Annotated in this window: 18 protein-coding genes; 14 read left to right on the top strand and 4 right to left on the bottom strand. The window is 68.0% G+C overall.

All coding sequences use genetic code 11. From position 1 onward, the window contains the following. From KT882_RS03335 to KT882_RS03400, 14 genes are read left to right on the top strand one after another with little or no spacing between them, the layout of a single operon-like run. Positions 1-1,482, top strand: a complete 1,482-nt coding sequence (locus KT882_RS03335) for a S41 family peptidase (protein WP_161074567.1) — start codon at positions 1-3, stop codon at positions 1,480-1,482. A 4-nt stretch (positions 1,483-1,486) separates the two neighbouring features. After that, entirely contained in the window at positions 1,487-2,254 is a 768-nt protein-coding gene (locus KT882_RS03340) for a HesA/MoeB/ThiF family protein (protein ID WP_161074566.1), read from the top strand. A 41-nt stretch (positions 2,255-2,295) separates the two neighbouring features. Beyond that, the gene (gspG, locus tag KT882_RS03345) at positions 2,296-2,742 is read left to right on the top strand and encodes a type II secretion system major pseudopilin GspG (RefSeq protein WP_161074565.1); all 447 of its coding nucleotides are present in this window, start codon (positions 2,296-2,298) and stop codon (positions 2,740-2,742) included. Between the two features lie 9 nt (positions 2,743-2,751). Further along, complete coding sequence (gene gspH / locus KT882_RS03350; RefSeq protein ID WP_228894409.1) at positions 2,752-3,243, top strand: type II secretion system minor pseudopilin GspH; 492 nt, start codon at positions 2,752-2,754, stop codon at positions 3,241-3,243. 1 nt (position 3,244) lies between these two features. Continuing rightward, entirely contained in the window at positions 3,245-3,628 is a 384-nt protein-coding gene (gene gspI / locus KT882_RS03355) for a type II secretion system minor pseudopilin GspI (RefSeq protein WP_161074563.1), read from the top strand. A 2-nt stretch (positions 3,629-3,630) separates the two neighbouring features. After that, a complete protein-coding gene (locus KT882_RS03360; RefSeq protein ID WP_161074562.1) occupies positions 3,631-4,275 on the top strand; it encodes a PulJ/GspJ family protein in 645 nt (214 codons plus the stop codon). Further along, positions 4,275-5,237: a type II secretion system minor pseudopilin GspK gene (gene gspK / locus KT882_RS03365; RefSeq protein WP_161074561.1), complete on the top strand. Its 963-nt coding sequence runs from the start codon at positions 4,275-4,277 to the stop codon at positions 5,235-5,237. The genes KT882_RS03360 and gspK overlap by 1 nt, the downstream gene beginning before the upstream one ends. Positions 5,238-5,279: 42 nt before the next feature. Continuing rightward, complete coding sequence (gene gspL, locus KT882_RS03370) at positions 5,280-6,563, top strand: type II secretion system protein GspL (protein WP_161074560.1); 1,284 nt, start codon at positions 5,280-5,282, stop codon at positions 6,561-6,563. Next, positions 6,560-7,078: a type II secretion system protein GspM gene (gene gspM / locus KT882_RS03375; protein ID WP_228894411.1), complete on the top strand. Its 519-nt coding sequence runs from the start codon at positions 6,560-6,562 to the stop codon at positions 7,076-7,078. The genes gspL and gspM overlap by 4 nt, the downstream gene beginning before the upstream one ends. Further along, a complete protein-coding gene (gene gspN, locus KT882_RS03380; RefSeq protein ID WP_161074558.1) occupies positions 7,075-7,851 on the top strand; it encodes a type II secretion system protein N in 777 nt (258 codons plus the stop codon). The genes gspM and gspN overlap by 4 nt, the downstream gene beginning before the upstream one ends. Positions 7,852-7,862: 11 nt before the next feature. Beyond that, positions 7,863-10,043, top strand: a complete 2,181-nt coding sequence (gene gspD / locus KT882_RS03385) for a type II secretion system secretin GspD (RefSeq protein ID WP_228894412.1) — start codon at positions 7,863-7,865, stop codon at positions 10,041-10,043. Beyond that, positions 10,040-11,461 carry a type II secretion system ATPase GspE gene (gene gspE, locus KT882_RS03390; RefSeq protein ID WP_161074556.1) on the top strand — a complete coding sequence of 474 codons (1,422 nt, stop codon included), beginning with the start codon at positions 10,040-10,042 and terminating at the stop codon, positions 11,459-11,461. The genes gspD and gspE overlap by 4 nt, the downstream gene beginning before the upstream one ends. A gap of 5 nt (positions 11,462-11,466) precedes the next feature. After that, positions 11,467-12,687, top strand: coding sequence for a type II secretion system inner membrane protein GspF (gene gspF, locus KT882_RS03395; RefSeq protein WP_228894413.1), 1,221 nt, complete (start codon positions 11,467-11,469; stop codon positions 12,685-12,687). A gap of 2 nt (positions 12,688-12,689) precedes the next feature. Then, positions 12,690-13,217, top strand: coding sequence for a type II secretion system protein N (locus tag KT882_RS03400; RefSeq protein WP_187358817.1), 528 nt, complete (start codon positions 12,690-12,692; stop codon positions 13,215-13,217). 239 nt (positions 13,218-13,456) lie between these two features. Here the strand turns inward: KT882_RS03400 and KT882_RS03405 are convergent, their stop codons facing one another. From KT882_RS03405 to KT882_RS03420, 4 genes are all read right to left on the bottom strand, one after another. Next, on the bottom strand, positions 13,457-13,648 hold the full coding sequence (locus tag KT882_RS03405) for a hypothetical protein (RefSeq protein WP_161074554.1): 192 nt from the start codon (positions 13,646-13,648) through the stop codon (positions 13,457-13,459). A gap of 17 nt (positions 13,649-13,665) precedes the next feature. Beyond that, entirely contained in the window at positions 13,666-15,003 is a 1,338-nt protein-coding gene (hslU, locus tag KT882_RS03410) for an ATP-dependent protease ATPase subunit HslU (RefSeq protein WP_161074553.1), read from the bottom strand. Further along, positions 15,000-15,548 (bottom strand): ATP-dependent protease subunit HslV, encoded by a 549-nt coding sequence (gene hslV, locus KT882_RS03415; RefSeq protein ID WP_161074552.1) that lies wholly within the window; start codon positions 15,546-15,548, stop codon positions 15,000-15,002. Before hslV ends, hslU begins: the two co-directional genes overlap by 4 nt. 130 nt (positions 15,549-15,678) lie before the next feature. Then, complete coding sequence (locus KT882_RS03420; RefSeq protein WP_161074551.1) at positions 15,679-17,070, bottom strand: STAS domain-containing protein; 1,392 nt, start codon at positions 17,068-17,070, stop codon at positions 15,679-15,681. Between the last annotated feature and the right edge of the window lie 3 nt (positions 17,071-17,073).

Consider the following 17,073-nt stretch of genomic DNA (forward strand, 5'->3'; position numbering starts at 1 on the left):
ATGGGTAACAAGTTCAAGAATTTCGGCCTGATCGGCCTGGGCATGGTGGCCGGCGTGGCTGCCTCCCTGCAGTTTTCCGCTGTGGCACAGAAGGCGCCGGGCAGTCCGCTGCCGCTGGAGGAGCTGCGCCAGCTGTCCGACGTGTTCGGCCTCATCAAGTCCGACTACGTGGAGAACGTGGACGAGAAAAAGCTCGTCACCGAAGCCATTTCCGGCATGGTGGCCTCGCTTGATCCGCACTCGGTCTATCTGGACAAGAAGGCCTTCAAGGAGATGCGCGAGACCATGCAGGGCAAGTTTGTCGGCATCGGCATCGAAGTGGGCATCGAGGACGGCTATGTCAAAGTGGTGTCGCCGATCGAGGATTCGCCCGCCTTCAAGGCCGGCATCAAGGCCGGCGACCTGATCACCCGCCTGGACAACACGCCGATACGCGGCCTGTCGCTGGACGACGCCATCAAGAAAATGCGCGGCGAGCCGCACTCCAAGATCGTGCTCACGCTGTCGCGCAAGGGCGAGGACAAACCCATCATCGTGCCCATCGTGCGCGAAGAGATCCGCGTGCAGAGCGTGAAAGCGAAGATGGTGGAGCCGGGCTACGCCTGGCTGCGCGTGTCGCAGTTCCAGGAGCCCACCGTGGACGACATGGCGCGCAAGCTGGGCAATCTGTACGCGCAGAACCCCGGCATCAAGGGCCTGGTGCTGGACCTGCGCAACGATCCGGGCGGCGTGGTGCCGGGCGCCATCGGCGTGTCGGCCGCCTTCCTGCCCAAGGACGCGGTGGTGGTGTCCACCAACGGCCAGCTGGCCGACTCCAAGCAGACTTTCTACGCCCGCCCCGAATACTATTCCGGCCGCGCCAACAGCGACCCGCTGGCCAAGCTGCCGGCCGCGCTGAAGAACGTGCCCATGGTGGTGCTGGTCAATTCCGGCTCCGCCTCGGCCTCCGAGATCGTGGCCGGCGCGCTGCAGGACTACAAGCGCGCCGTGGTGATGGGCACGCAGACCTTCGGCAAGGGCTCGGTGCAGACGCTGCGCCAGCTCACCGCCGACACCGCCGTCAAGCTGACCACGGCGCGCTACTACACGCCGCACGGCCGCTCCATCCAGGCGCGCGGCATCGTGCCGGACATGCTGGTCGACGAAACCGCCGAGGGCGACGGCCTGAATAGCCTGCGCCTGCGCGAGGCCGACCTGGTCAAGCACCTGAACAACAAGGACGACGCCGAGCTGCCCTCGCCGCCGGTGCACGACGAGCTGGAGGAGGAGCAGCGCATCCTGGCGCTGTCCAAGAACCGCAAGCCGGTCGAGTTCGGCAGCAAGGACGACTTCCAGCTGGCGCAGGCGCTGAACCATTTCAAAGGCCTGCCGGTGCAGCTGTCGAAAACCGAAAAAGCGCGCGACCTGGAAGCCGAAGCCAAGCCGGCCAAGCCCGAAGCCCCCGTGAAACAGGACGCGCCGGCCAAGCCGCAGAAGAAGTAGGGCGATGGACGACAGCCAGCTGCTGCGCTATTCGCGCCATATCCTGCTTGATGAAATCGGCATCGAAGGCCAGCAGCGGCTGCTCGGCGCGCGCGCGCTGGTGATAGGCGCGGGCGGCCTGGGCTCCCCGGCCGCCATGTACCTGGCCTCGGCCGGCGTGGGCAAGCTGACCATCATCGACCACGACACGGTGGACCTGACCAATCTGCAGCGCCAGATCGCCCACACCATGGCGCGCGTGGGCCAGCCCAAGGCCGAGTCGGCGCGCGCCACGCTGGCCGCCATCAATCCCACCATCGACATCGAAGCGCTGGTCGAGCGCGCGGACGACGCCCGCCTGGCCGAGCTGGTGGCCGCCGCCGACGTGGTGCTGGACTGCACCGACAATTTCGCCACCCGCCATGCCGTCAACCGCGCCTGCGTGGCGCACGGCGTGCCGCTGGTGTCCGGCGCGGTGATACGCTTCGACGGACAGATCAGCGTGTTCGATCCGCGCGGCGCGGCGCTGCCCTGCTATTCCTGTCTGTTCCCGCAAGACCAGCCCTTCGAGGACGTGGCTTGCTCCACCATGGGCGTGTTCGCGCCGCTGGTGGGCGTGGTCGGCGCCATGCAGGCGGCCGAGGCGCTCAAGCTGCTGATGGGTATCGGCGAGCCGCTGTCGGGCCGGCTGCTGCTGCTGGACGGCTTGCGCATGGAATGGACCAGCATCCAAATCGGCCGCAACGAAGCCTGTCCGGTATGCACCGCAAGGCCGCCCGCAGCGCGTGATTAAGCCTTATACTTCCGCACTCTCACCTGAAAAGTGTCCTGTCTATGCAAAACGTAACACTCCCCGCCAAGCGCCGCGCGCGCGGTTTCACCCTGATCGAGATCATGGTGGTCGTGGTGATCATGGGCGTGCTGGCGGCGCTGGTTGTGCCCAAGCTGCTGAGCCGCACCGGCGAATCGAAAGTCGCCGCCGCCAAGGTCGACATCGCCACCGTGATGCAGGCGCTGAAACTGTACAAGCTGGATAACCAGCGCTACCCGACCACTGAGCAGGGCCTGCAGGCGCTGCTGACCAAGCCCACCACCGGCCCGGCCGCGAATGGCTGGAAAGCCGGCGGCTACCTGGAGAAGATGCCGAAAGACCCGTGGGGCAACGCCTACCAGTTCCTGTCGCCCGGCGTGCGCGGCGAGATCGACGTGTTCTCGCTGGGCGCCGACGGCCAGCCCGGCGGCACCGGCGACGATGCCGACATCGGCTCCTGGGACAACTAAGCTTCTGCCATGGTCGCCGCGCGTTTTACCCAACCGCAGCGCGGCTTTACGCTGATCGAGCTGCTGGTGGTGCTGGTCATTGCCGGCATCACGCTGGGGCTGGTGTCGCTGAACGCGGCGCCCAGCCGGCGCCAGGGCATGCAGCAGGAAGCGCAGCGCGTGGCCCTGCTGCTGCAGCTGGCGCGCGACGAAGCCATCGTGCGCAACCGCCTGGTGGCCTTCGAAGCGGGGCCGGAGCGCTACCGCTTCCTGGTGCGCAATGAGCAGCGCGTGTGGGAGCCGGTCACGAAAGACGGGCAGGACGACCTGCTGCGCGAACGCGAATTCAAGAACAGCCCCGTGACCATGCTGCTCGAGCCCGCCTCCACGGTGCCGGGCGACACGCTGCGCATCGTCTTCGGCCGCGAGCCGGTGGACAAGCCCTTTGTGCTGACCATGGCCAGCGGCGACATCAGCGTTGCCATCCGCGCCGACGGCATCGGCCATTTCACGGTGGATTGAGATGACAATGCCGAAATTCCCACCCCGCGCACGCGGCTTCACCCTGCTGGAAGTGCTGGTGGCCCTGGTCATCGTCGGCACCGCGCTGGGCGCGTCCATGCGCGCGGTCGGCAGCCTGACCCAGAACAGCGACGGCCTGCGCGCCGCCATGATGGCCACCTGGTCGGCCGAGAACCGCCTGGTGCAGCTGAGCCTGAACAAGCAATTCCCCAACATCGGCAAGACCACCTTCGAATGCCCGCAGGGCGAGCTGAAACTGATGTGCCAGGAAGAGGTGATCGCCAGCCCCAACCCGCGCCTGCGCCGGGTGGAGGTCAGCGTGTTCGACGAGCGCCAGCCGGAACGCCTCATCATCAAGCTGGTGCAGCTGAAGCTGCTGGAATGACGATGGCCCCCGCATACCCTCTGCGCCGCGCGCGCGGCTTTACGCTGATCGAACTGCTGGTGGCGGTGGCGGTGCTGGCCATCGTCGCCGTGCTGGGCTGGCGCGGCCTGGACGGCATCGTCCGTTCGCGCCAGGCGCTCACCGAGCAGATGGAGCAGACGCGCGGCATCCAGCTGGCGCTGGCCCAGCTGCAAAGCGACATGGAGCACCGCGCCGTGCGCAAGCAGCTGCGTTCGCGCGAAACCCTGGCGGCCGACAGCGACCGCATGATCTTTGTGCGCACCGTGCTGGCCGAGAGCGAGCCTTCGCGCCTGCAGGTGGTGACCTACCGCATCCGCGACGGCGTGCTCACGCGCCGCGAGTCGCGCGCCGTGCGCGACTTGCTGCAGCTGGACGCGCTGTGGGCCGCCGCCATCAGCGACAGCGACGCCACGCCCGGCGTGGCGCTGCAGAGCGGCGTGGAGAGCATGGCCGTGCGCGGCTGGCGCGACGGCGGCTGGCAGGCGGTGACGGGCGTGCAGTCCAGCCAGGAACAGAAAGCTGCGGCCAACACCGCCGTGCAGGACCTGGACGGCCTGGAACTGTCGCTGCAGCTGCAAGGCCAGGCCGGCCCGCTGGTCAAAGCCTTCCTGATGGGGGAGAAGTGATGGCGCCGCGCCTGCACCGCCAGCGCGGCGTCGCCGTCATCACGGCGCTGCTGCTGACCACGCTGGCCGTCACCATCGTGGCCAGCCTGTTCTGGCAGCAGCAGGTGCAGGTGCGCTCCATGGAGAACCAGCGCCTGCATTTGCAAACCAAATGGATACTGCGCGGCGGTCTCGACTGGGCGCGCCTGATCCTGCAGCAGGACCGCATCGACAACCCGAACATGACCACCGAAACCGGGGCCTGGGCCACGCCGCTGGCCGAAACGCGGCTGGACGATTACGTGGAGCGCGAGCGGGTAGCCAATGAAAAGTTCGACGCCACCCTGTCCGGCCGCATCACCGACGCGCAGGCGCGTTACAATCTGACCAATCTTGCAGCGAATGGCGTGGCGGATCCGGTGCAGACGAAGGTGTTCCAGCGCCTGCTGCAGCATTTGCAGCTGAACCCCGGCCTGGCGCAGGCGGTTGCGGATGAGGTGGCGCTTAGCCAGCCCGCCGCACCCAACCCGAGTCCGAGCGGGGGCGCTCCGCAGTCTTCCGTCAGCAGCCGCGAGCCGCTCGAGCTGATAAGGGTGGAGGATTTGCTGGCGGTAGCGGGCTTTACGCCGCAGGCGGTGGAGAAGCTGCGCGAGTTCGTGATCGTGTTGCCGGGCCGTAGCAAGGTGAATGTGAACACGGCGCCGCCCGAAGTGCTGGCGTCGCTGGTGGAAAACTATTCGGTATCGGAGGCGGCCACACTGGTGCAGTTCCGGCTGCGCACGCCTTTTATCGGCGTGTCGGCTTTCACTGGCGCCCTGGCGCAAAACGGCAGGTCGCTGCCGGCTGGCTTGGAGGTGGACATCAAGAGCGATTACTTCCTGGTGCTCACCCATGTGAAACTGGACCGGGCGGCGCTGGATGCGCAGTCGCTAATATTCCGCGCCCCGAAAGCACCCACGCTGCAATGGATGCGGGAAATTTAAGCAGCTCGAATTGAGTAGCACCAACGAAAGCGAGATTCTTCTTTGACGACTTTATACATCCGCTATCCAGCCAGGGCGGCCGCCGATGCCGGCACTGCACCTGCCTGCCATTTCGCCATGGTGGGCGACGGCGGCAATGTGATGCAGCAGGGCGCCTCCGCGCTCGGCAACCTGGCCGACCTGGTGGCCTCCGCGCGCCGCGTGGTGCTGCTGCTGGCCGCCGCCGACGTCACGCTGCTGCATGTGCCGGTGCCGCCGCTTTCGAGCGCGCGCCTTAAGGCCGCGCTGCCCGCGCTGGTGGAAGACCAGGTGCTGGGCGACCCGGCCGACTGCGTGCTGGCCCTCGCGCCGCTGACCTCCACCCAGGACGGCAGCACCCGCACCGTGGCCGTGGTGCAGCGCAGCTGGCTGGAAGTGCTGGTGAAGACGCTGGTGGCGCAGGGCGCCCAATCGATCTCCGCGTTGCCCGCCCAACTGTGCTTGCCGCTGGCCCCCGGCGGCGCCTCGGCCGCGCTCACGCAGACCGACAGCGGCCTGGAACTGACCCTGCGCAAAGGCCCGCAGGACGGCCTGGGCCTGACCGTCGGCCCGCAGCCGGAAGCGGCGCTGCACATGCTGCGTGCGCTGGCCGGCGATGCGCCGCTGACGGTGTACCTGCCGGCCGCGCTGCTGCCGCAGTTCCAGCCGCTGGCCGAATCCGCCAGCCACGTTGCGCTGGAAAGCGAGCACTGGGCGCACTGGGTGTCCGCCGCCAAGAGCGCCAAGGGCGTGGTGGCGCCGGACCTGGCCGCCAGCCTGGGCGCCACCGGCGCGCAGTCGCGCGCCTGGCAGCGCTGGCGCTGGCCGCTGCGCCTGGCGCTGCTGGCCGTGGCGGTCAACCTGGCCGGGCTCAATATTGAATGGCTGCGCATGAAGGGCGAGGCCAGGGAGATGCGCGAGTCCATGGTGCAGATCTTCCGCGCCGCCTATCCGAAAGAAACCGTGATCCTTGATCCAGCCGCGCAGATGCGCAAGAACATCGCCGCCGCCAAGGCCGGCAGCGGCGACGTCGGCGCCGACGAGTTCACCGCCATCAGCGCCGCCTTCGGCGAAGCGCTGACCGCCAGCGGCAAGCGCGACGTGGTGGCTTCGATGGAATTCCGCGAGCGCAGCCTGGTCATCAAGCTCAAACCCAACAGCGCCGACGCGGCCACCTTGCAGCAGCTGCAGGGCGCCTTGTCCGCGCGCGGCCTGGCGCTAGCGGAAACGGCGCCCGGGGTGTGGCAGATAAAAACTGGTGGCAAGAGTGGCGGCAACAGCAGTGGCAATGGCGGAGGCAAGGCATGAGCGCGGCAATGACGAAGATCCAGCAGCTGCGCGACAGCGCGTCCGCCTTCTGGAATGAACGCAGCGAGCAGGAACGCCGCATGCTGACAATCGGCGGCGCCGTGGTCGGGCTGGCGCTGGCGTACAGCCTGCTGGTGGCGCCCGCGCTGCACGGCCGTGAAGCGCTGCGCAAGGCGCTGCCGCAACTGCGCCAGGACGTGGCAGAACTGAAAGCGCTGGCGCGCACCGCCGCAGAGCTGGCGGCCAAGCCGCCGGTGCAGGCGCCGCCCATGTCGCGCGACGCGCTGACCGCCAGCCTGAACGCGGCCGGCCTCAAGCCGCAATCGCTCAATCTCACCGGCGAATACGCCAAGCTGGAGCTGAAGGGCGTGGCCTTTGCCGCGCTGGTCACCTGGCTGGACGCGCAGCGCCGCGACAGCGCCGTGATGGTGCAGGAAGCAGTCGTCACCGGCCAGGCCACGCCCGGCGTGGTGGACGCCGCCATCACGCTGCGCCAGGCCGGCGGGGGCCGATGAAGCGCGCCGTGCTATGGTTGCTGGCGGTGCTGCTGGGCGTACTGCTGGCGGTGCTGTCCTTCTTCCCGGCCGCCTGGGTGGCGGACGCGGTGGAAAGCCGCAGCGGCGGCCGTTTGACGCTGGGCGACGCGCAGGGTACGCTGTGGCGCGGCTCGGCCTTCATCGGCGGCGCGGCCAGCAGCAATGGCGCGGTGACGCCGCTGCTGCCGGGGCGCTTTGCGTGGAAGCTGTCGCCGCTGTCGCTGCTGGGCATGGTGGACATGGAATTGTCGAACGAGCAGGCGCTGGCGCAGCCGGTCAGTTTCAAGGGCAGCTGGAAGCAGTGGCAGTTGAGTCCGTCCGCCTTGCTGCTGCCCGCCGACGGCCTGGCGGGCCTGGGCGCGCCGCTCAACACGCTGGCGCCCAGCGGCCGCCTGCGGCTGTCGTGGACCACGCTGGAGCTGGCCCTGGCCGGCCAGCGCATGGACGTGAACGGCCGCACCACGCTGGAGATGGCCGACATGTCCTCGCGGCTGTCGCCGCTGAAGCCGCTGGGCAGCTACCAGCTGGCGCTGGACTGGCGCGGCCAGCAGGCGCAGCTGGTATTGAGTTCCCTGAAAGGCCCGCTGCTGTTGAGCGGGAAAGGCAGCCTGAATAACGGCCGCCTGCAGTTCTCCGGGCAGGCCGAAGCGGCCGACGGTTACGAGCAGTCGCTGGGCAATCTATTGAATTTGCTGGGCCAGCGCCGTCCCAACCAGGGCGGCAAGAACATCATCGCGTTAGAGTTCAGATAATAGTTCAGATAATGAAAAAACAGTCCGTAAGCCAGTACCAACTTCCTACGCTGCGCCGCCTGAGCGCCGCCGCCATGCTGTGCTGCGCCGCGCTGTCCGCGCAAGCGCCTGCCTGGGCCGCGCCCGGCGACGACGCCGCGCTCAACTTCGTCGGCGCCGACATCGAATCGGTCATCAAGGCGGTAGGCCACTACACCAACATCACCTTCCTGATCGACCCGCGCGTGAAAGGCACGCTGACGCTGGTGTCCGAAGGCCCGATGAGCAAGACCCAGGCCTTCTCGCTGCTGACCTCCGCGCTGCGCCTGCAAGGCTTCGCCATCGTCAGCGGCGACGGCTACGCCAAGGTGGTGCCGGAAGCGGAAGCCAAGCTGCAGGCCACGCCGACCCAGATCGGCTCGGCCTCCGTGCTGAAGGGCGACCAGATCGCCACCCAGGTGTTCCACCTGAACTATGAATCCTCGGCCAACCTGGTGACGGTGCTGCGCCCCCTCATCACGCCGAACAACACCATCAACGCCAACCCTGGCAACAACACCCTGGTCATTACCGACTACGCGGACAACCTGAAGCGCCTGGGCAAACTGATCGCCGCGCTGGACGCGCCCACCGCCGCCGACATGGATGTGATCCCGGTGCGCTACGCCATCGCCAGCGACCTGGCCACCATGCTGGGCAAGCTGCTGGAGCCGGGCGCAGGCGGCGGCGCCGCCGACGCGGGCCGCGTCAGCGTGCTGGCCGATCCGCGCACCAACTCGCTGGTGCTGCGCGCCCCGTCCGCGGCGCGCGCCAACCTGGCCAAGTCGCTGATCGCCAAGCTGGACCAGCCCACCACGCAGCTGGGCAATGTGCACGTGGTCTACCTGAAGAACGCCGAAGCGACCAAGCTGGCGCAGACGCTGCGCGCCGTCATGTCCGGCGACAGCGGCGCCGCCGGCCAGGCCGGCAGCACCTCCGGCTTCAACAGCCAGCAGGGCGGCAACACCGGCGGCATGCAAGGCCAGAGCGGCAGCGGCATGACGGGCAGCGGCGGCAGCACCGGCTCCACCAATCCGCTGCTCAACGCCAGCGGCAGCAACACCCAGCAGGCCACCGGCGGTGCCGGCTTCATCCAGGCCGACGCCACCACCAACACCCTGATCATCACCGCGCCCGAGTCGGTGTACCGCAACCTGCGCGCCGTGATCGACCAGCTGGACGTGCGCCGCGCCCAGGTCTACATCGAAGCGCTGATCGTCGAAGTGAGCGCCGACAAGGCCTCCGAATTCGGCGTGCAGTGGCTGGGCCTGAGCGGCAACGACAACTCCACCTACCGCGTCGGCGGCGGCACCTCGTTCGCCAGCGGCTCGTCCAACAACCTGCTCACGCTGGCCGCCGGCGGCGGCAAGGCGCTGCCCGGCGCCGGCATGACCATCGGCATCTTCAAGCAGCTGGCCGACGGCAAGCTGGGACTGGGCGCGGTGGCGCACACGCTGGAATCGGACGGCGGCACCAACATCCTGTCCACGCCCAATGTGTTCACGCTGGATAACGAGCTGGCCACCATCCGCGTGGGCCAGAACGTGCCCATCCTGACCGGCCAGTTCACCACCACCTCCGGCACCAGCACCAACCCCTTCCAGACCATAGACCGCAAGGACGTGGGTCTGACGCTGAAAGTGCGTCCGCAGATTTCCGAAGGCGGCACCATCAAGCTGGCCATCTACAACGAGAGCTCCAGCATCGACACCACGGTCACGTCCGAAAGCGGCATCGTGCTCAAGACGCGCACCATCGAAACCAACATCATCGCCGACGACGGCCAGATCGTGGTGCTGGGCGGCCTGATCTCCGACGACGCCGGCGACAACGTGGAAAAAGTGCGCGGCCTGGGCGACATCCCCATCCTGGGCAACCTGTTCAAATACCAGAAGCGCGGCCGCAAGAAAACCAACCTGATGGTGTTCCTGCGCCCCGTGGTCATCCGCAGCAAGGACCAGAGCACCAGCCTGGCCACCGACCGCTACGACTACATGCGCGCCACCCAGCAGGACGTGCAGCCGAACGAAACGCCGCTGCTGAAAAACCTCGGCCAGCCCATGCTGCCGGCGCTGCAGAACGGCCAGCCGGCGCAAGGCAGCGGCCAGCTGGCGCGTCCGGCGCTGCCGCCTGCGCCGGCCACCACCCCAGCCGAAGGCAAGCAGCCAGAATGAGCAACCTGCTGCCCTACGCCTTCGCGCGCGACTATTCGGTGCTGGCCCAGCCGGGCCAGGAGGCCGAGCACTCGGTGGACGTGTACGTCTCCACCGCCACCGCGCCGGCCGCCATCGCCGAAGTGTCGCGCCGTTTCGGCCGGATCAACATCAAATCGCTGGGCCGCGCCGACCTGGAGGAAGCCATCGCCAAGGCCTACGCCGGCGCCGGCGGCGACGCCTCGCAAGTGGCCGACGAATTCGACGCCGACCTGGACCTGACCAAGCTGCTGCAGGACGTGCCTGCCATCGAGGACCTGCTGGAGTCCAGCGACGACGCGCCCGTGATACGCATGATCAACGCGCTGCTCACGCAGGCGCTGCGCGAAGGCGCGTCCGACATCCACATCGAACCGTTCGAGCAGACTTCGGTGGTGCGCTTCCGCGTGGACGGCACGCTGCGCGACGTGGTCAAGCCGCGCAAGGCCATCCACGGCTCGCTGATCTCGCGCATCAAGATCATGGCGCAGCTCGACATCGCCGAAAAGCGCCTGCCGCAGGACGGCCGCATCACGTTGCGGGTGGGCGGCAAGCCGGTCGACGTGCGCGTCTCCACGCTGCCCACCGGCCACGGCGAACGCGCCGTGCTGCGTTTGCTGGACAAGGAAGCCGGGCGCCTCGACCTGCAGCACCTGGGCATGAGCCCAGCCATGCTGCCGCAGTTCGACAGCCTGATCGCGCAGCCGCACGGCATCGTGCTGGTCACCGGCCCCACCGGCTCGGGCAAGACCACCACCTTGTACGCCGCGCTGTCGCGCGTGAACTCCACCACCACCAACATCCTCACGGTGGAAGACCCGATTGAGTACGACCTGCAAGGCGTAGGCCAGACCCAGGTCAACCCGCGCATCGACATGACCTTCGCCAAGGCCCTGCGCGCCATCCTGCGCCAGGACCCGGACGTGATCATGATAGGCGAGATCCGCGACCTGGAAACCGCGCAGATCGCGGTGCAGGCCTCGCTGACGGGCCACCTGGTGCTGGCCACGCTGCACACCAACGACGCCTCGGCGGCGGTGACGCGGCTGCTGGACATGGGCATCGAGCCCTTCCTGCTGTCGTCCTCGCTGCTCGGCGTGCTGGCGCAGCGCCTGGTGCGCAAGCTGTGCCCGTCGTGCAAGACCTTCGACGGCGCGCAATGGCACGCGGTGGGCTGCGAGCACTGCGGCCACACCGGCTACCAGGGCCGGGTCGGTATCTACGAGCTGCTGCAGACCACCGAGCAAATCCGCGCCCAGATCCACAACCGCGCCTCGGAAGCCGAAGTGCGCGCGGCCGCGCAGGCCGGCGGCATGCTGACCATGCGCGAAGACGGCGAACGCTGGCTGCGCGACGGCACCACCACGCAGGCCGAACTGCTGCGCGTGGCGAAGGACTAGCTTAGATGCCAGCATTCCGCTACGAAGCCGTCGACACCGGCGGCGCCACCAGGAAGGGCGTGGTCAACGCAGACAGCCCGCGCTCGGCGCGCTCCGACCTGCGCGCGCAAGGACTCACGCCGCTCAAGGTGGAAGCCATCTCGGCCCAGGTCGACGCCAGCGGCAAAGCCACGCGGCGCGGCTTCGGCGAACGCATGTCCACCACCGAGCTGGCGCTGTTCACGCGCCAGCTGGCCAGTCTGCTCGAAGCCGGCCTGCCGCTCGAGCAGGCCTTCTCGGCGCTGCTGGAACAGGCCGAACGCCCCTATGTGCGCGACCTGATCGCCTCCATCCGCTCCGAAGTGATAGGCGGCGCCGCGCTGTCCGAAGTGCTGTCGCGCCACCCGCGCGACTTCGCCGAGATCTACCGCGCGCTGGTGGCCTCGGGCGAGCAGATCGGCCAGCTCTCGCGCGTGCTCACGCGCCTGGCCGACTATATCGAACGGCGCAACGCGCTGGTGCAGAAGGTCAAGCTGGCGTTCACCTACCCGGCCATTGTGACGGTGGTGGCGTTCTCCATCGTGATCTTCCTGCTCACCTACGTGGTGCCGCAGATCGTCTCCGTGTTCGCCAACACCAAGCAGAAGCTGCCGGTGCTGACGGTGGTCATGCTGGCCGTCTCCGACTTCGTGCGCAACTACGGGCTGATCGTGCTGGTGCTGCTGATCGGCGCCTGGTTCTCCTGGCGGCGCGCGCTGCAGAACATCGCGCTCAAGACGCGCTGGCACACCTGGCTGCTGACGGCGCCGCTGTACGGCAAGTTCGAGCGCAGCCTGAACACCTCGCGCTTCGCCAGCACGCTGGCCATCACCACCGGCTCCGGCGTGCCGATTTTGCGGGCGCTCGAGACCAGCCGCGACACGCTGACCAACGTCGCCATGCAGCAGCTGGTGGAAGAAGCGAGCGACGCGGTGCGGGAGGGCGTGAGCCTGGCGCGCGCCCTGTCGGCGCAGAAGCACTTCCCGCCCATGCTAATCCACATGATACGGGCCGGTGAAATCACGGGCGAGCTGCCGGCCATGCTGAACCGCGCCGCCAGTGCGCAGGAAGCGGATCTGGAGCGGCGCACGCTCACCATCGCCGGCCTGCTGGAACCGGCGCTGATCCTGGCCATGGGGCTGGTGGTGCTGCTGATTGTCCTGGCGGTGCTGATGCCGATTATTGAAATTAACCAGCTGGTGCACTGAAGATGAATCGACTGCCTGTAATAGCAAGTTTCGTGGCCGTGGTGGCCCTGTCCGCGTCGTGCGCCTACTGGGGCATGCTGCTGTTCAAGCCCGAGCAGCGCGCGCTGGCCGCCGTGCCCATGCAGGCGGCGCCGGAAGTGCCGGTGGCGGCTGCGCGCAACCTGTTCGGCGGCGACATCGCCGTCGCCGCCGCCAGCAGCTACCAGCTGCGCGGCGTGGTGGCGGCCGCCAACGGGCGCGGCAGCGTCGCCATCATCGCGACCGACGGCCAGCCGGCGAAGGCCTATCCGGTAGGCGCAGAAGTGGCGGGCAATGTGAAGGTGCAGGAAGTCCAGGCTTTGTACGTGGTGCTATCGGAAGGCGGCATCCAGAAGCGGCTCGACCTGCCGCCGCCGGAGAGCGCCCCCTCCTCGAGCGCCATGGCAGCGCCGCTGCCGATGCCCCCGGTCCAGCAGCAACTGCAGCCGGCGCCCCCGCCGGTCCCCCAGCCCGCCCCGCAAATGCCGGCCCCGGTCAACCCCACCCGCTAAGCAGCCTGAGCCGCATTCTCCACCACTTCGGGGTCAGACCCCGAAGGCAGGAAAATGCGGCTCAGTTCGCTTGCTTCATAGGGAGAGGGCTTTGGGCAGGATGGGGAACGGTAGCGAATTTCCCTAGTGACGTAGGAGTAATCACCGAGATTTTCCAAGCAAGCTGAGCCGCATTTTGCCACCTTCGGGGTCTGACCCCGGGGTGAGGGAAGTGCGGCTCAGGCTGCTATGGCGGGAGCTTAGTCGTCGGATTTGGCTGGGTCGATTTTCTTGAGGGCGGCCTTGGCGGCGTGGCGCTGCACAGCGGCGGGCTTGGCGTGCGGGCCGGCGACGCGGTTCTTGGCCAGCGCCGCGTAGGGGTTGCGCGGTTTTTGGGAGGGCTCGACGCGGAACTGCATCTTCTGCCGCGTCGCCAAGGCTTTGTTGGCCATCGTCTGCCCCCTTTCCCTTACAGCACGTAGCGCGACAGGTCTTCGTTCACCGCCAGCGCGTCCAGGCGCGCGTTGACGTAGCCGGCGTCTATGGTCAGCGTCTGCACGCCGCCTTCGCTGGCGCTGAACGAGATCTCTTCCAGCAGCTTTTCCATCACCGTGTACAGCCGCCGCGCGCCGATGTTTTCCGTGCGCTCGTTGACCTGGTAGGCGATCTCGGCCAGCCGCGTGATGCCGTCCGGCGCAAACACCAGCTGCACCTCCTCCGTGCCCAGCAGCGCTTCGTATTGCTTGGTCAGGCAGGCGTCGGTCGACGTCAGGATGCGCTCGAAATCGGCGATCGACAGCGATTCCAGCTCGACCCGGATCGGGAACCGCCCCTGCAGCTCCGGTATCAGGTCGGACGGCTTGGCCAGGTGGAAGGCGCCCGAGGCGATGAACAGGATGTGGTCGGTCCGTATCATGCCGTACTTGGTGTTCACCGTCGTCCCTTCCACCAGCGGCAGCAGGTCGCGCTGCACGCCGGCGCGCGAGACGTCGGCGCCGCCCACTTCGGAACGCGAGGCGATCTTGTCGATCTCGTCCAGGAACACGATGCCGTTCTGCTCCACGTTCTGGATGGCTTTCTGCTTCATCTCGTCGTCGTTGACCAGCTTGGCCGCTTCCTCGTCCAGCAGCAGCTTCATCGCTTCCTTGATCTTGACCTTGCGCGCCTTCTTGCGCCCGCCGCCTATGCCGGAGAACATGGACTTGATCTGCTCCGTCATTTCCTCCATGCCGGGCGGGGCCATGATTTCCATCTGCGGCGCGGTGTCGGCCAGCTCGATCTCGATTTCCTTGTCGTCCAGCTCGCCTTCCCGCAGCCGCTTGCGGAAGGTCTGGCGCGTGGTGTCGGGCTTGCCTTCCTCGGCCGGGGCGGCGGTGGCGAAGCCGAAGTCGCGCGGCGGCGGCAGCAGGATGTCGAGCACGCGGTCCTCGGCGGCGTCCTCGGCGCGCGCGCGCACCTTGGCCATTTCGGACGAGCGGGTCTGCTTGATGCCGATGTCCACCAGGTCGCGGATGATGGTGTCCACGTCGCGCCCCACATAGCCCACCTCGGTGAACTTGGTCGCCTCGATCTTGATGAAGGGCGCGTCGGCCAGCTTGGCCAGGCGGCGCGCGATCTCGGTCTTGCCGACCCCGGTCGGGCCTATCATCAGGATGTTCTTCGGCGTGATTTCATGGCGCAGCGGCTCGGCCACCTGCTGGCGCCGCCAGCGGTTGCGCAGCGCAATGGCCACCGCGCGCTTGGCCTTGCCCTGGCCGACCACATGCTTGTCGAGCTCGCCGACGATTTCTTGAGGAGTCATATTCATTCCGCTTTCCCGTCCAGCGTTTCGATAATGTGGGACATATTCGTGTAGATGCACAGCTCGCCGGCGATGGTCAGCGATTTTTTCACGATCTCGGCCGGGCTCAGCTGGGTGTTCTCGGCCAGCGCCAGCGCGGCCGACTGGGCGTAGCTGCCGCCCGAGCCGATCGCGCCTATGCCTTTTTCCGGCTCCAGCACGTCGCCGTTGCCGGTGATGACCAGGGTCGAGGTGGCGTCGGCCACCAGCAGCATCGCTTCCAGGCGGCGCAGCACGCGGTCGGTGCGCCAGTCCTTGGCCAGCTCGACCGAGGCGCGCAGCAGATTGCCCTGGTGTTTTTCCAGCTTGGCTTCGAAGCGGTCCAGCAGGGTGAAGGCGTCGGCCGTGCCGCCGGCAAAGCCGCACAGCACTTTGCCCTGGTACAGCTTGCGTACTTTGCGGGCCGTGCCCTTCATGACGATGTTGCCCAGCGTGACCTGGCCGTCGCCGCCCAGCGCGACTTCCGCGCCGCGCCGCACGCACAGGATGGTGGTGCCGTGAAATTGTTCCATGTAGACCTCAAAAGTAGTGGCGCTCGCGCATGGCGCGCAACGCCCGCTGCAGATGCCGGCGCCAGTCCCTGACATGGGGATAGTGCGCGCAATTGCAAGACGCCGGACCCGGCCGGCTCATTGCTTGGGCTCAGTACTTGTGGGCGAAGATGCGCGCCACGCCGGCGTAGCCCAGCAGCCGCAGCAGGGCGGCCACCAGGTGGTTCACTTCCCGGAATTCTACTCTCCTGCCGTCGGCCGCGAGTTGCTGCAATCGGCTCAGCAACAGGTTGGCGGCGCCGAAGTCCAGCCGCGCCAGGCGCGAACAGTCGAACACCAGCGCCGGATATTGTTCGGCGTAGGCGCCGACGGCGTCCAGCAGCGCGGTGCAATTGCCTTCCACCACGGCCGGCAGCATGAAGCGGTCCGCCGCTTTGCCCGCCGCCGCCGCCGGGACCGCCGCGCGCGCCGCCGTGGCCACTTTGCTGGGCGCCACGAAGGGCGGCGGCGACACCTCGAAGGTGACGCAGTAGTCCATGCTGGCTTCTTCGAAGTCTTTTTCGCGGTTCAGCAGCTGCAGCAGTTCCAGCAGCAGCAGCCACGGCGCTTCGCCGTCCGCGCGGTCACCCACCGTGAGCCTGCCTTGCAACAGCGCGGCCAGCTCGGCGGCGGCGACCACGATCAGCTCGCGGCCCTGTTTTTGCAGGCTACGCAGGGCGGCCAGCAGCAGGGCGCAGCCTTCTGCGTCGGCGCTGGCGATGGCGCTGAAGTCCAGGCGCAGCGGGACGGCGGCGTCCGCTGCACAGGCTGCCTCTACGCGCGCGATCACGGCGGCGGCGCCGGCGTCCAGCACCGCCCCGAACACCTGCGTGGGGGCGACGCCGGCGTAGCTTGCGCCCGGCGCTCCGGACGGGGCTGCCGCCGGCGCCGCCGCAGCGCCGCCGGCGCCGCGCCAGGGCGGCGGCGAAGTTTCAAAGGTGCTGGCGTAGTCGATGGACAGGCTGTCGAACTGTTCCTGCTGGCCCTGCGCCTGGTGCAGGTCGAACAGCAGCCACCAGACGGTGCGGTCCTGCTGCGCGCCCAGGCCGGCGGCGGCGGCTTCGGCCAGCGCGCCGGCCAGCATCTGCTCGGCGACCGCGGCCTGGCCGTTGGCGTACAGGATGGCGCTTTCTTCCACCACCGGCGCGGTGGCGCTGTCGGCCACCGGGGCCGGAATCTCGTCGTCGGCCAGCAGCTGGGTGGTGCTGGCGTCGAGCAGGGGCAGGGTGGCGGGGTTGTCGGCGGGCGCCGGCGCCGCGTTCAGCACCGGGCGCGCGGGGCGGCTGCCCCAGGCCGGTTCCGGCGTGTTGAAGATGTCGGCTTCCATGGCCGCTTCGATGGCGTCGATTTTCAGCGCGGTGGCGCGCGCGATGTCGCGCTGCAGCTGGCTGTTGGCGGCGGCGCGCTGCGCTTCGCTGTTGGCGGCCAGGCGCGCGGCGTCGTCGTCGCCGTCCGTGGCGGCGGCGTCCGGCTTGCCTTTTTTAAACAGGGAAAACAGGCCCACGGC

The sequence above is a fragment of the Pseudoduganella aquatica genome, assembly GCF_020865585.1.
Taxonomy (GTDB): domain Bacteria; phylum Pseudomonadota; class Gammaproteobacteria; order Burkholderiales; family Burkholderiaceae_D; genus Rugamonas; species Rugamonas aquatica_A.